Annotated in this window: 14 protein-coding genes; 3 read left to right on the top strand and 11 right to left on the bottom strand. The window is 59.0% G+C overall.

Annotated features, from left to right (window positions below):
* Nucleotides 1-303: 303 nt before the first annotated feature.
* Nucleotides 304-765, bottom strand: a complete 462-nt coding sequence (locus ACL0K2_RS18525; protein ID WP_413043190.1) for a GlcG/HbpS family heme-binding protein — start codon at nucleotides 763-765, stop codon at nucleotides 304-306.
* 253 nt (nucleotides 766-1,018) lie between these two features.
* Between ACL0K2_RS18525 and ACL0K2_RS18520 the strand changes: the two genes are divergently transcribed.
* Complete coding sequence (locus ACL0K2_RS18520; protein ID WP_045160976.1) at nucleotides 1,019-1,678, top strand: GntR family transcriptional regulator; 660 nt, start codon at nucleotides 1,019-1,021, stop codon at nucleotides 1,676-1,678.
* Nucleotides 1,679-1,870: 192 nt separating this feature from the next.
* Here the strand turns inward: ACL0K2_RS18520 and thrC are convergent, their stop codons facing one another.
* The 10 genes from thrC to ffh all read right to left on the bottom strand — a co-directional run bounded on the left by thrC (nucleotide 1,871) and on the right by ffh (nucleotide 10,915).
* The gene (gene thrC / locus ACL0K2_RS18515; RefSeq protein ID WP_413043189.1) at nucleotides 1,871-3,280 is read right to left on the bottom strand and encodes a threonine synthase; all 1,410 of its coding nucleotides are present in this window, start codon (nucleotides 3,278-3,280) and stop codon (nucleotides 1,871-1,873) included.
* An 85-nt stretch (nucleotides 3,281-3,365) separates the two neighbouring features.
* Complete coding sequence (locus ACL0K2_RS18510; RefSeq protein ID WP_045160974.1) at nucleotides 3,366-4,670, bottom strand: homoserine dehydrogenase; 1,305 nt, start codon at nucleotides 4,668-4,670, stop codon at nucleotides 3,366-3,368.
* Between the two features lie 112 nt (nucleotides 4,671-4,782).
* The gene (locus tag ACL0K2_RS18505) at nucleotides 4,783-5,280 is read right to left on the bottom strand and encodes a GFA family protein (RefSeq protein ID WP_045160973.1); all 498 of its coding nucleotides are present in this window, start codon (nucleotides 5,278-5,280) and stop codon (nucleotides 4,783-4,785) included.
* Between the two features lie 96 nt (nucleotides 5,281-5,376).
* Nucleotides 5,377-6,102, bottom strand: a complete 726-nt coding sequence (locus ACL0K2_RS18500; protein ID WP_045160972.1) for a thioredoxin fold domain-containing protein — start codon at nucleotides 6,100-6,102, stop codon at nucleotides 5,377-5,379.
* 127 nt (nucleotides 6,103-6,229) lie between these two features.
* On the bottom strand, nucleotides 6,230-7,126 hold the full coding sequence (gene xerD / locus ACL0K2_RS18495) for a site-specific tyrosine recombinase XerD (RefSeq protein ID WP_239610818.1): 897 nt from the start codon (nucleotides 7,124-7,126) through the stop codon (nucleotides 6,230-6,232).
* Nucleotides 7,127-7,408: 282 nt separating this feature from the next.
* Entirely contained in the window at nucleotides 7,409-7,759 is a 351-nt protein-coding gene (gene rplS, locus ACL0K2_RS18490; protein WP_021208319.1) for a 50S ribosomal protein L19, read from the bottom strand.
* A gap of 43 nt (nucleotides 7,760-7,802) precedes the next feature.
* Nucleotides 7,803-8,555 (bottom strand): tRNA (guanosine(37)-N1)-methyltransferase TrmD, encoded by a 753-nt coding sequence (gene trmD / locus ACL0K2_RS18485; protein WP_045160970.1) that lies wholly within the window; start codon nucleotides 8,553-8,555, stop codon nucleotides 7,803-7,805.
* A 5-nt stretch (nucleotides 8,556-8,560) separates the two neighbouring features.
* Nucleotides 8,561-9,097 (bottom strand): ribosome maturation factor RimM, encoded by a 537-nt coding sequence (gene rimM / locus ACL0K2_RS18480; protein WP_413043188.1) that lies wholly within the window; start codon nucleotides 9,095-9,097, stop codon nucleotides 8,561-8,563.
* A 4-nt stretch (nucleotides 9,098-9,101) separates the two neighbouring features.
* Nucleotides 9,102-9,353 carry a 30S ribosomal protein S16 gene (gene rpsP / locus ACL0K2_RS18475; RefSeq protein ID WP_003282953.1) on the bottom strand — a complete coding sequence of 84 codons (252 nt, stop codon included), beginning with the start codon at nucleotides 9,351-9,353 and terminating at the stop codon, nucleotides 9,102-9,104.
* A 185-nt stretch (nucleotides 9,354-9,538) separates the two neighbouring features.
* Nucleotides 9,539-10,915, bottom strand: coding sequence for a signal recognition particle protein (gene ffh / locus ACL0K2_RS18470; protein WP_239610819.1), 1,377 nt, complete (start codon nucleotides 10,913-10,915; stop codon nucleotides 9,539-9,541).
* Between the two features lie 240 nt (nucleotides 10,916-11,155).
* Here ffh and ACL0K2_RS18465 point away from each other — a divergent pair, with 240 nt between their 5' ends.
* Together ACL0K2_RS18465 and ACL0K2_RS18460 are read left to right on the top strand one after the other, a co-directional pair.
* Nucleotides 11,156-11,956, top strand: coding sequence for an inner membrane protein YpjD (locus ACL0K2_RS18465; protein WP_045160967.1), 801 nt, complete (start codon nucleotides 11,156-11,158; stop codon nucleotides 11,954-11,956).
* Between the two features lie 40 nt (nucleotides 11,957-11,996).
* Nucleotides 11,997-13,283, top strand: a complete 1,287-nt coding sequence (locus tag ACL0K2_RS18460) for an HlyC/CorC family transporter (protein WP_239610820.1) — start codon at nucleotides 11,997-11,999, stop codon at nucleotides 13,281-13,283.
* Nucleotides 13,284-13,286: the final 3 nt, after the last annotated feature.

Here is a 13,286-nt window from a genome sequence, read left to right as displayed (position 1 = left end):
CCTTAGACCAGCTTTTTGCGGTACGCCAGAAACGAGCCAAGAAAAACTGCCACCGTCCGTCCGCTCCGCCCAAACGGGCGGGCGGATCCAGGCGAAAAAAGAAGGTGGGGCCAGCGCTCTATCGCCATCTGGCCAGGGGAGCTCAAGAAGCCCCCGCCGGGGATCTGTCAGCCCAAGCAGGCTGAACGGGAGGCCACGATGAAATGAACGCCTAAATGCTGCATCAGAGCGATGCCGATGGCCGAACGCGACCCTGCCCGCACGAAGCAGTTGGTGGCTGCGCCGACCGCCAAATGTACGAAGTCAGGGTGGAACGATACCGGCGCGCAAGCCAGCCGCTTCTATTCCCACAACCGCGGCTTGTTCGTCTTCATCGGAAGACGCGCCGCTAGCGCCCACGGCGCCGATTACCTCGTCATCATTCGAGAGAATCAAAACGCCGCCCGGCACGGGAACGAAATGCCCGTCGGAAGCCGCCGCCACCGAGGCCAGAAAAGCGGGGCGCGATTCGTTTCGCTCGCCCACCGTGCGGCTGGATACGCCGTTGCCCAGCGCTGCGAAGGCCTTGCCCCTGGCAACCGAAAAGCGCAACGGGGCACAACCATCTTCGCGCTCGGCTGCGATAAGGTTGCCGCCCGCGTCCATGACGAAGAGGGTCAGCGGTTCCATGTTTTGCACTCTTGCCTCGGCGAACGCTGCATCGATAATTTGCCGGGCTTGTACTCGTGTTATGACTACGCTCGAACGATAGACCTTGCCAGCCATGATTTTTCTCCGATAGCCGGGTGCTAGACCAGGCGAAACTGATCAGGGCACCGTTGCAAAACGACGGGACGGTGTTGGAGGCTGGCGAGACGACGTTGCGCCAACCACTTTTTGCTCTTGCATGTTTAGCTTATGTCGCATTACTGACCTATTTTGTATTCTTAATTCAAAACGCTAGCAGACCTCTCGCTGATATCAATTACAGGCAAGATTTTGCGTGTCGGTCTGGCCGCCTCAACCAGGAAAAACAGCCTTGGAAAAAATCCAGCACAAGATTCTTTATCAGGAAGCTGCCAATCGAATCCGTGAGCTGATCGAACACGGTTCGCTGGTTGCAGGCGAAAAGATTTCCGAGAAGCAGCTTTGCGAGACGTTCGGTATTTCCCGGACGCCGCTTCGCGAAGCGCTGAAAGTTTTGACGTCAGAAGGGTTGGTGGAAATTCTGCCGAATCGGGGCGCGCGCGTGAGCCGTCTGTCCCTCAGTGACGTAGAGCATACGTACGACGTAATGGCAGCGCTGGAGGGGTTGGCCGGTGAAGCCGCCTGTCTGCACCTGGACGACGAGGCGTTGGCACGCATCTGCGAGCTTCATCAGAGGATGATCGACCACTACGAACGCAAAGACTTGCAGGCTTATTTCCAAGTCAACCAGCAGATCCATGAACGAATTCTGCTGGCGTCTGGCAACCCGATACTGCTGGAGATGTATAACAACCTCAGCCAGCGAGTGAAAAGAGTCCGCTACACGATGGAGATGAATGAGGACTTCTGGCGCAAAGCGGTGAATGACCACGTGGAAATGATCGAGGCGCTGCGGGATCGTGATGGTAAGCGCTTGGGCAACATTCTTAGAGGCCATCTCAGCCACAAACTGGAAGCGGTCAATCTCGACGGTGTGATCGTCGCCGACTGATATGGCGGTACGGCCAGACAGCCCATATGAGCGAGCGTAGCGCAGGGCCCCGGTAGCCAATCAGGGATTTGCCGAGAGATATCGTACCTCGTCAGCCCAGGTAAAGCCTGTCACGAGCGGGAACAGTGAAGCGGATTGCGCTTGGTTGCGATAAACCAAGCGCATGCCATCGAGTCGATCAGCGGCGCTGGATCATAGCGGCTTGCCGCGATTGCCGTGCTCACCGACAAAAGTCTGCATGGCCTTCAGATCGTTGGCCAGCACCGTGCAACGCTCCGGCCGCTCGAACAGATCGGCGAGATGGGCTGGCAGCTCCAGCGCCTTGCCGACGCCCGCCTTCTCAACCGCCTCGGGGAACTTTACCGGATGCGCAGTTGCGAGCGTCACCATCGGTATCGACAAGCTGCGACGACACTCACGCGCGGCATGCACACCGATGGCCGTGTGGGGATCGAGCAACTCGCCAGTGGTCTCAAAAATTTCGGCAATGGTCTTGCAGGTCTGCTCGTCATCCACGGCCAGCGAGTCGAACAGTTTGCGTGCCTCAGTCCAGCGCTCTTCTTCCACTGACAGCTTGCCACTGGATTTGAAAGCGCTCATCAGCTCGGCCACGGCGGCACCGTTACGTCCGTGCAAATCGAACAGAAGACGCTCGAAGTTCGACGACACCATGATGTCCATCGAAGGCGACAGCGACGGGTGCAGCGTATCTTTGTCGTAACGGTTGCCGCTCATGAAGCGGTGCAGGATGTCGTTGCGGTTGGTCGCCACCACCAGCTGGCTGATCGGTAAGCCCATATTGCGCGCCAGGTAGCCGGCGAAAATGTCGCCGAAGTTACCAGTCGGCACGGAGAACGCCACCGAACGCGCCGGTCCGCCCAGCTGCAGCGCCGCATGGAAGTAATAGACGATCTGGGCCATGATCCGCGCCCAGTTGATCGAGTTGACGGCGACCAGGCGAGTGCCCTTGAGGAAGCCTTGGTCAGCGAAGCTGTCCTTGACCATTTCCTGGCAATCGTCGAAGTTGCCTTCGATTGCGATATTGTGGATGTTGTCGCCAAAGATCGTAGTCATTTGCCGACGCTGCACTTCCGATACACGGTTGTGCGGGTGAAGAATGAAGATATCGACATTATCGCAGCGACGGCAGCCTTCGATCGCCGCCGACCCGGTATCACCGGACGTCGCGCCGATGATCACCACACGTTCACCACGCTTGGCCAGCACGTAGTCGAGCAGGCGCCCCAGCAGTTGCAGGGCGAAATCCTTGAACGCCAGAGTCGGACCGTGGAACAGCTCCAGCACCCACTCGTTGCCGTTCAGCTGACGCAGCGGCGCGACGGCGCTGTGGGCGAAAACACCGTAGGTCTCTTCAAGAATCTGTTTGAAATCGGCATCGGGAATGCTGCCGGCAACGAACGGTCGCATCACCTTGAAAGCCAGCTCATGGTACGGCAGGCCCGACCAGGACGCGATTTCCTCGACGGTGAAGCGCGGCAGGTTTTCCGGAACGTAGAGACCGCCATCGCTGGCGAGACCGGCGAGCAGAACATCCTCGAAATTCAGGGCCGGCGCTTGGCCACGGGTACTGATATAGCGCATGTTTTCAAACCTTCGTTTTGAGCCGTTGGCCTTAGACTGAAGCAGAGCAATCCGCTCCAGCTTCCAGCTCCGGATTCAGCTCAGATTAATTCAGCTGTTCCACTCGGATTCTCACGACGCTGCCAACCACGTCAGTCAGCGATTCCAGCGCCGTGATCGCATCATCGATACGCTGCTCTACCACCCGGTGGGTGACGAGAATGACCGGAACCAGGCCATCATGCACCTCGGCTTCCTTCTGCATGATCGACTCGATGTTGATCCCGCGCTCGGACAGGATGGTCGCGACCTGAGCCAGCACACCTGGATGATCCTTGGCCTGGATACGCAAGTAATAGGCGCTTTCGCAGGCGCCAATAGGCAGGATCGGATGGGCCGATAGCGAGTCGGGCTGGAACGCCAGATGTGGGACGCGGTTGTTCGGGTCGGTGGTGAGCGCTCGCGCCACATCGACCAGGTCTGCCACTACCGCAGAAGCCGTCGGCTCCATGCCGGCGCCGGCACCGTAATACAGGGTCGAGCCGACCGCATCACCGTTGACCATGACCGCATTCATCACGCCGTTGACGTTGGCGATCAGCCGATCGGCCGGAATCAGCGTCGGATGGACGCGCAACTCGATACCCGAATCGGTGCTCCGCGCGACACCCAGGTGCTTGATGCGATAACCCAGCGCCTCGGCATAGTTGACGTCGGCAGTGGTCAGACGGGAAATGCCCTCGGTGTAAGCCTTGTCGAACTGCAGCGGCACCCCGAAAGCGATGGACGCGAGGATGGTCAGCTTGTGAGCGGCATCAATGCCTTCGACATCAAAGGTCGGATCGGCTTCGGCATAACCCAGTTCCTGCGCTTCCTTGAGCACGTCCTCGAAAGTACGGCCCTTCTCACGCATCTCAGTGAGGATGAAGTTACCGGTGCCATTGATTATGCCGGCCAGCCAATTGATCTGGTTGCCCGCCAGGCCTTCGCGGATCGCCTTGATTACCGGAATGCCACCAGCGACCGAGGCTTCGAATGCCACAATGACGCCTTTTTCACGGGCCTTGGCGAAGATCTCATTGCCGTGCACGGCGATCAGCGCCTTGTTCGCCGTGACCACATGCTTGCCATTCTCGATAGCCTTGAGGACCAATTCACGGGCCAGGGTATAACCGCCGATGAGTTCGACGACGATGTCGATCTCGGGGTTGTTCGCCACCTCGAAAATATCGGCGGTGATTGGGGTGTCGCCGGTGTTGCATCTAGGGTTCGCATGACGAGCCGCAATCTGTGCGACTTCGATTCCTCGCCCGGCACGGCGGGCAATTTCCGCAGCGTTGCGCTCGAGCACATTGAAGGTACCGCCACCGACGGTCCCCAGCCCACAGATGCCAACTTTCACCGGTTTCAAGCTGCACTCCCCATTACCAGCGAACGGCCCCGCACAGCGGCCGAACAAAAGAGTCGCACATTACGAAGCGCACGAGATTTAGTCAAATCGACAGAGGCGCCGAAAATCTCCGTTAACCGGGTTCGCTCTGCAATCCCAGGCGCTGATGCCACTGGGCGAGCGACTCGTCTGGATATTGGTCGAAGCAGCGGTCGTCCGGTCCAATCTGCGGCTCAACCCATGACGCCTTCGAAGCCAGCATCAAATGCGTAGACTCCGGGGGCACCGGCAGATCGGTATCGATAGCCGATGCATGCGGGTGGACCAGATCCGGCCAGTTGGGGTCCCACAACCAGAGCGCGCTGCCGCATAGCTTGCAGAAATGACGCTGACCGTCGCTGACGCGGATCGCGCCCGTTGCCGGATCGACCATTTTGGCTTGGTAGATGCTTAGATTCTCGCGGCCTTCGACAGCCAATGTCCGCTGATCGCCGCCCAGGTTGATTGCATAGCCACCCGCCCCGGCGGTCTTGCGACAGATGGAGCAGTAGCAACGCATGAACGGATAGGGTTCAGCCGATTCGAGCGAGAACCGCACAGCCTTGCAATGACAGGAACCTTCAAGCTTCATGTTCACATCTCCTCGGAATGCCTTCAGCTTTTGAACGCGAGGAGCGGAACAGTTCAGTAGCGCACGGGGCAGCACCCTCAGGATGCTGCCAGGGCCTTAATGGGCTTTCAGAGCGAGCTCAGCAAGCTGGGGTGCAGGCTGGTAGCCAGGGATGACCTGCCCATCAGCCAGAATGATCGCCGGAGTCCCCTGAACACCGATCAGCTGACCCAGCTCGTACTGTTTCGCAACGGGGTCGTCGCAGCTGGCATCGGGTACTTCCTCACGCGCCTTGGCTTTATTCATCGCCGCCTGACGATCCTTGGCGCACCAGACGTTGGCCAGGGTATTGGCGCCATGGCTGCCCATACCCTGCCGCGGAAATGCCATATAGCGAACCTCGACACCCAAGCGATTAAGCTCCGGCACTTCGCTGTGCAGTTTCTGGCAATAGCCACAATCGGTATCTGTGAAAACCGTGATATGAGTCTTCGGCTTCTCTGGCGAGAAGACCACCATCTCATTAGCGGGAATGGCGTCGATCATCTTGGCAACCGAGCGACTCTGGGCCTGCTCGGTCAAGTTGACGGCCTGTCCGTCCTTGAACTGGAACATGTACCCCTGGATCACGAATTGCCCATCGGCGCTGGCGTACAGCTGGCGCCCGCCCTTGAGCTGGACCTGATAGACACCGTCCATGGGGCTTTCGGCAATCGCTTCGATCGGCATGCCGGGCTGCACGGATTGCAGCGATTCACGAATTGCCTTGTCGGCATCGGCGGCCAGGACGACGGTGCTGGCAAGACCGAGGGTCGCCGCAGCAAATAAACGAATCACGCGCATGGAATCTCCTGGCGACTTCGATCGAGGGAAGGCCGCAGATTAACATAGCCACTTCGCCCCAGCGCATGGCATTGGGCGTTTGGTCGCGGATTTTGTGGCCTGCTGCGCAGGCTCACGGGACCTGTGGTCAGCCACGCGGATGATGCTGCGCATGGAGCTCCTGCAGCCTCGCGCGCGCGATGTGCGTGTAGATCTGTGTAGTAGACAAGTCGCTATGACCGAGCAGCATCTGCACGGTCCGAAGATCCGCGCCATGGTTGAGCAGATGCGTGGCGAACGCATGACGCAACGTGTGAGGTGAAATCGATGCCGCAATCCCAGCCTGCCGAGCGTGCAGCTTGATTCGATGCCAGAACGTCTGCCGCGTCATCAGATCACCACGCCGACTGAGAAACACCACGTCACTCGCCTTGCCCGCCAGTAGGGTATCCCGAGCGTCACGCAGATAACGCGTCAACCAGTGCATGGCCTCCTCTCCGAGCGGCACCAGACGCTCCTTGTTGCCCTTGCCGAACGTGCGCAGCACGCCCTGGCGAAGATTGACTTGCTCCAGACTGAGACTCACCAGCTCCGTCACACGCAGGCCGGTCGCATAAAGGACTTCAAGCATCGCCCGGTCGCGCAACCCCAGCGGATCGCTAAAATCAGGTACGGCCAGCAATGCTTCCACGTCGGCTTCGGACAACGCCTTGGGTAGCGGTCGCCCAAGCTGCGGCAGCTCGACGCGCAGCGTGGGATCTACCGAGATCTCCCCTTCGCGAAGCAGAAACCGATAAAAACCGCGAAGCCCGGAAAGCAGCCGTGCGGTGGAACGCGCCTTGTAGTTATTGGCCAATCGCCAAGCAAGATGATCGAGAATCGCCTCCCGGCCGGCGTCCATCAGTCGAGCGCCTCGCGCGTTGAGCCAGCCATTGAACAGGGCCAGATCGCTCCGATAAGCCTCACGGGTATTATCCGATAGCCCTTTCTCGAGCCAGAGGGCATCGAGGAAACGGTCGATCATTGGATCATCGAGTGCGGGCATGAAAACTCATCGGCAGGTAAACGCATGTTTGTTCCATAGAGCACCAGACGCGTCAGATCGGCCCGCTCTGTAGCGGTGAACATGAGCAGCTTATCCTGCACGCATCATTGGATGCCCGAAGCGCTCAATCACAATGCCATGGGCGCTTATTAGGCTGAAAGTGTACGAAGGAACACCAGAACCCAAAAGCCAGGACAGCCGAATCGCAGCGATGATACTGAAAGCAACTGACCGGCGAAAAAAAAGCAGCCCGAAGGCTGCTTTTTTTGAAGGACGCTTTCCTCAGGAAAGCTTTTCCTTGATGCGGGCTGCCTTGCCGGACAGCGCGCGGAGGTAATACAGCTTGGCCTTGCGAACATCGCCACGGCGCTTGACGCTGAGGCTGTCAACCATCGGGCTGTAGTACTGGAAAGTACGCTCGACACCCACACCGTTGGAAATCTTGCGAACGGTGAATGCACTGTTCAGACCGCGGTTACGCTTGCCGATCACAACGCCTTCGAACGCCTGCAGACGCTCACGCTCGCCTTCCTTCACTTTCACCTGGACGACAACGGTGTCGCCCGGGGCAAACGGAGGCAGTTCTTTGGTCATCTGCTCAGCTTCGAGCGCCTGGATAATCTTGTTGGTCATGCTGTGCTCCTAAGACAGGCCTTCGTGGCGTGCCATCGATACGTTAACTATCGTCCCGCTGACGGATATACTCCGTCAGCAGCTTTTGTTCTTCTCCAGAAAGCGAGCGGCTATCCAGAAGATCAGCGCGGCGTTCCCAGGTTCTTCCGAGGGATTGCTGCAAACGCCAGCGCCGGATGTGCTCATGATTGCCGCTAAGCAGCACTTCAGGAACACGTTTATCCGCATACACTTCCGGTCGCGTGTAGTGCGGGCAATCGAGCAGGCCGTCGGTAAACGAATCCTCCTCGGCGGAATCAGCATGACCCAGCGCTCCGGGGAGCAAGCGGGTCACAGCATCAATCAGCACCATGGCCGGCAATTCACCGCCGGACAACACGTAATCGCCAATCGACCATTCCTCATCGACATGCGCCTCGATGAAGCGCTCGTCGATACCTTCGTAGCGACCGGCGATGAGAATAAGCGCCTCTTCCTTCGCCAAGTCGCGGACGTCAGCCTGTTTCAACTGCCGCCCCTGAGGCGACAGGTAAATCACCTTCGCCTTCTCGCCAGCGGCCTGTCTGGCGTCTGCCAGTGCAAGCTCCAGCGGCTTGATCTTCATCACCATGCCGGGGCCGCCGCCAAAGGGACGATCATCCACGGTCTGGTGACGATCTTCGGTGTAGTTCCGGGGATTCCAGCAGCGCAGCTGGAGCAGCCCCTGCTTCACCGCGCGACTGGTAATACCATAGTCGCGGACGGCAGCGAACATGTCCGGAAACAGACTGATCACTTCGACACGAAAGCCGGACATGTCAGTCAGAAATCCGCATCCCATTCGACGTGCATTTCGGCTGCATCCAGATCGACCTTCAACACGCAGGGGTCGGTATAGGGCAGCAAGCGCTCACGATCATCCAGGCTGCCGTCAAACGGCTTGACCACCAGGACATCATTAGCTCCGGTTTCCAGCAGATGATCCACCCGCCCAAGCACTTGCCCGAGCTGATTAATGACCGTCAGGCCCTGAAGCTGGAACCAGTAGTACTCTTCGCCAGCCAAGTCAGGCAGTTCACTGCGGGGTATGCAGATCTCGAAGTCGGCGTATGTACGCGCCACTTCACGATCAGTCAGTCCGCCCAGCGTAGCCACCAGAACCTTGCCCTGGAGGCGCCCCTTGACCAACTCGACCTGCTTGACCTCGTCGCCTCGCCTGAGCGTCCAGCGGCGATAACCCAGCAGATTGTCGATCGGATCGGTAAAGGAATAGATCTTTACGTCACCACGCACGCCATGCACCGAAACGATTTTGCCGATAACGATCAGGTCTTCGGCCGGAGCAGACGTTGCGTTCATGTATTTAGGCAGCGGCCTTGGCAGCTTCCTTCAGCAGCTGAGCAACGCGCTCAGACGGCTGTGCGCCCTGGCTCAGCCAGTAAGTAGCGCGCTCCTGGTTTACAGAAAGCTTCACTTCTGCACCCGAGGCGATCGGATTAAAGAAGCCGATACGCTCAACGAAGCGACCATCACGCGGATTGCGGCTGTTGGTCACGGTCAGGTGGTAGAAAGGGCGCTTCTTGGAGCCGCCACGGGCGAGACGAATAGTTACCATGTGAACATCGTTCCTGTAGTCGGTACAGCAAATCTGAATGCAGGGCCCAAGGCCCGAAAGGCCGCATATTCTAAGGATTATCCGGACTTTTGCAAATGGCTTTTTTAAAAACAGCTACAGGCCTCGGCAGCGGGCCTGCCCAGCTTCAGCGGTGCCCAACAAAATGGCACGCCGAGAGCTCTGGGTTAGAACTTAGGCATCCCGCCGCCCGGAAGCATCCCACCCATACCGCGCATCATTTTGGCCATCCCCCCCTTGCCACTGACCTTCTTCATCATTTTCTGCATCTGCTTGTGCTGCTTGATCAGGCGACCGATATCCTGCACCTGCGTACCAGAACCCATGGCGATGCGGCGCTTGCGTGAACCACTGATGATGTCAGGGTTGCGCCGCTCGACAGGCGTCATCGAATTGATGATGGCTTCCATCTGCTTGAACTGCTTCTCGGCTGCGCCCTGGGCATTACCCATCTGCGATAGATTTACACCGCCGATTGACGGCAGCTTATCCATCAGACCACCGAGGCCACCCATGTTTTTCATCTGCTGAAGCTGGTCGCGGAAATCTTCTAGATCGAAGCCCTTGCCCTTCTTCAGCTTCTTGGTGAGTTTCTCGGCCTTTTCTCGGTCCAGCGTCTGCTCGGCTTGTTCGATCAAGCTGAGCACATCACCCATACCGAGGATGCGCGAGGCAATTCGGTCCGGGTGGAACGGTTCGAGCGCGTCGCTTTTTTCTCCCATGCCGAGGAATTTGATCGGCTTACCGGTGATGTGACGGACCGACAATGCGGCACCGCCTCGCGCATCCCCGTCGACCTTGGTCAACACGACACCGGTCAATGGCAGCGCTTCGCCGAATGCCTTGGCGGTGTTGGCCGCATCCTGACCCGTCATGGCATCGACGACGAACAGCGTCTCGGCCGGATTGATCGCCGCATGGACGGCCTGGATCTCGGCCATCATCTCGGCATCGATGGCCAGACGGCCGGCGGTATCGACCAGTACCACATCAATGAACTTGAGCTTGGCCTCGCGAATCGCTGCCTGAGCGATTTCGACAGGCTTCTGGCTGGTATCGGAGGGAAAGAAGGTCACGCCCACTTCCGCAGCCAAGGTTTCGAGCTGCTTGATCGCCGCAGGGCGGTAGACGTCCGCGGAAACAACCAACACCGACTTCTTCTTGCGCTCCTTTAGGAACCTCGCCAGCTTGCCAACCGTAGTGGTCTTTCCCGCCCCCTGCAGGCCGGCCATCAGCACAACGGCCGGGGGCACCACGCTCAGGGCAAGATCTTCATTGGCCGCGCCCATCAGCTCTTCCAGCTCGGCGCGAACGATCTTCACGAACGCTTGACCAGGTGTCAGGCTCTTGGAGACCTCGGTGCCGACGGCCCTGTCCTTGACCTTGGCCACGAACTCCTTGACCACCGGCAGTGCGACGTCAGCTTCTAGCAGCGCCATTCGCACTTCGCGCAGGGTGTCCTTGATGTTGTCCTCGGTCAGCTTGGCCTTGCCGGTAACATGGCGAAGTGTCTGGGAGAGGCGGTCGGTTAGGTTTTCAAACATGTGCCGTTTCCACGCTGGGTGTGGTTAAGGCACCGATTATAGAAGCTGTGAGGCCCAGGCCGGTACCCCGCCGTCGAGCCTTTTCATCGCACAGGTGAGCCAACCCCGAAGACTATCGGCGCTACATTGGGCAACACACTGCAGGCCGCCCGCCGGGGCAGTACCCACCGCCATACGCACGCTTTTGTGCGACCAGCGTTTGTGCCACACTCAGCGCCTTTCGAGCCTGCTAACAGACCTATGCACCCTCTGCTACCGAGCCTAGCTGCCGCCTGCCTTTACGCCGGCGTCACCGGATACCAAGGCCTGCGCCTAGTGCAACGCACCGTGCCGGACAAACGTCTTCTTCTCGTCCTGGGCGCCTTGGCGCTCGTCGCGCACGGGGTGAGCCTGTTCATTCAGCTGCTGTCGCCCAGCGGATTGCATCTGGATTTCTTCACGGCTTCGAGCCTGATCGCTGCCGCCGTCATCCTGCTGATCCTGCTTGCCCTCTACCGCATGCCGGTCGAAAACCTTCTGCTGTTGCTCTTTCCACTCGGCTGTCTGACGGTACTGTTCGCCCAGTTCGCGCCCTCCGGAACGGTACCGGCCATTGCCGAAGAGCCGGGCATCCTGGCTCACATCCTGTTCTCCATACTGGCTTACGGGATGCTCACCATTGCGGTCTTCCAGTCGTTGCTGCTGCTTTTGCAGGACCACCACCTGAAGCACAAACACCCATCCGGGCTGATCAAGAACTTCCCACCGCTACAGACCATGGAGAGTCTGCTGTTCGGCTTTCTGCTCGCCGGTTGGCTGCTGCTGTCGGCATCCTTGATCTCCGGCTGGCTGTTTCTGGAGAACCTGTTCGCCCAACATCTGGTGCACAAGACACTGTTGTCGGTGGTCGCCTGGGTGGTTTTCGGCCTGTTGCTGTGGGGACGGCACCAGCTTGGCTGGCGCGGCTACAAGGCCATTCGCTGGACATTGGCCGGCTTCTGCCTGCTGATGCTGGCCTATTTCGGCAGCAAGCTGGTCCGCGAATTCATCCTGCACGTCTAGCAGCGCACGACGAAACATCAACAGACTCTAGGACCACCAAGTGGAACATCTACACCCCGGCTTCCTGGTCGGCATGCTGGTTTTCCTGCTTTTGTGCTCGGCGTTCTTTTCCAGTTCCGAAACCGGGATGCTCAGCCTCAACCGCTACCGCCTGCGCCACAAGGCCAAAGACGGGCACCGCGGGGCAAAGCGGGCAAGCGCGTTGCTCGAGCGGCCGGACCGGCTGCTCGGGACAATTCTGGTCGGCAACAACTTCGTCAATATCCTCGCCTCGTCGATCGCCACGGTGCTGGCAATCAAGCTATGGGGCGAAGCCGGAATCGCGATTGCGACCATCGGCCTGACCATCCTCCTGCTCATATTCGGAGAGATAACGCCGAAGACGCTCGCCGCCCTGCGACCGGAAACCGTTGCGTACCCGGTCAGCCTTCCGCTGCTGTTGCTGCAGAAAGTGCTGTATCCGCTGGTGGCGTCGCTCAATTGGATCAGCAATGGCCTGCTCAAACTGCTCGGTGTCGACCTGTCCAACAAGGGCAACGACAGCCTATCCACAGAGGAACTACGCAGCGTGGTCCGTGAATCGGGCAGCGACATGCCGATGAATCGGCAAAGCATGCTGCTCGGCATCCTGGACCTGGAAAAGGTCACGGTCGACGACATCATGATCCCCCGTAACGAGGTCGCCGGTATCGACCTCGAGGACGACCTTGAAACCATCGTGACCCAACTGCGCACCACACCCCACACGCGCCTCCCGGTATTTCGCAAGGACATCAATCAGATAGAAGGCATCGTGCACATGCGCCAGATCGCGCGACTGCTCAGCCACGACCAACTGACCCGAGAAAGCCTGCTGGACGCTTGCAACGAGCCCTACTTCATTCCCGAGAACACCCCACTGTCCACTCAGCTGGTCAATTTCCAGAAGCAGAAACGGCGCATCGGCATCGTCGTCGACGAATACGGAGATGTGCTGGGCATCGTGACGCTGGAAGACATTCTCGAAGAGATCGTCGGTGAATTCAGCAACCAGGACGCATTACGCAGCCCGGACATCCACCCGCAGGACGACGGCACCCTGGTGATCGATGGCGCGGCCTACCTGCGCGAAGTCAACCGGGCGCTGGGCTGGCAGCTGCCCTGCGACGGCCCCAAGACCCTTAACGGGTTGATTACCGAGGCGCTGGAGCATATTCCCGATAGCGGTATCTGCCTGCAGATCAACCAGTACCGGCTCGAGATCCTGCAGGCGGCGGACAACCGCGTCAAAAGCGTACGCGCCTGGGTGATCGAAGACGTTCCGGACGCAACGGGCGACACGCCCTGATGG

This window comes from Pseudomonas sp. YJ42 (assembly GCF_047225135.1).
Lineage (GTDB): Bacteria > Pseudomonadota > Gammaproteobacteria > Pseudomonadales > Pseudomonadaceae > Stutzerimonas > Stutzerimonas stutzeri_E.
The sequence above is the reverse complement of the archived record's forward strand: the minus strand, read 5'-3'. Positions and strand labels throughout refer to the sequence as shown.

Coding starts and splice junctions, on each gene's coding strand:
- trmD (WP_045160970.1), bottom strand. CDS start 8,555: ATGTCCGGCTTTCGTGTCGAAGTGATCAGTCTGTTTCCGGACATGTTC.
- xerD (WP_239610818.1), bottom strand. CDS start 7,126: ATGCCCGCACTCGATGATCCAATGATCGACCGTTTCCTCGATGCCCTC.
- ACL0K2_RS18465 (WP_045160967.1), top strand. CDS start 11,156: ATGCACCCTCTGCTACCGAGCCTAGCTGCCGCCTGCCTTTACGCCGGC.
- rimM (WP_413043188.1), bottom strand. CDS start 9,097: ATGAACGCAACGTCTGCTCCGGCCGAAGACCTGATCGTTATCGGCAAA.
- thrC (WP_413043189.1), bottom strand. CDS start 3,280: ATGCGCTATATCAGTACCCGTGGCCAAGCGCCGGCCCTGAATTTCGAG.
- rplS (WP_021208319.1), bottom strand. CDS start 7,759: ATGACCAACAAGATTATCCAGGCGCTCGAAGCTGAGCAGATGACCAAA.
- ACL0K2_RS18500 (WP_045160972.1), bottom strand. CDS start 6,102: ATGCGCGTGATTCGTTTATTTGCTGCGGCGACCCTCGGTCTTGCCAGC.
- ACL0K2_RS18525 (WP_413043190.1), bottom strand. CDS start 765: ATGGCTGGCAAGGTCTATCGTTCGAGCGTAGTCATAACACGAGTACAA.
- ffh (WP_239610819.1), bottom strand. CDS start 10,915: ATGTTTGAAAACCTAACCGACCGCCTCTCCCAGACACTTCGCCATGTT.
- rpsP (WP_003282953.1), bottom strand. CDS start 9,353: ATGGTAACTATTCGTCTCGCCCGTGGCGGCTCCAAGAAGCGCCCTTTC.
- ACL0K2_RS18505 (WP_045160973.1), bottom strand. CDS start 5,280: ATGAAGCTTGAAGGTTCCTGTCATTGCAAGGCTGTGCGGTTCTCGCTC.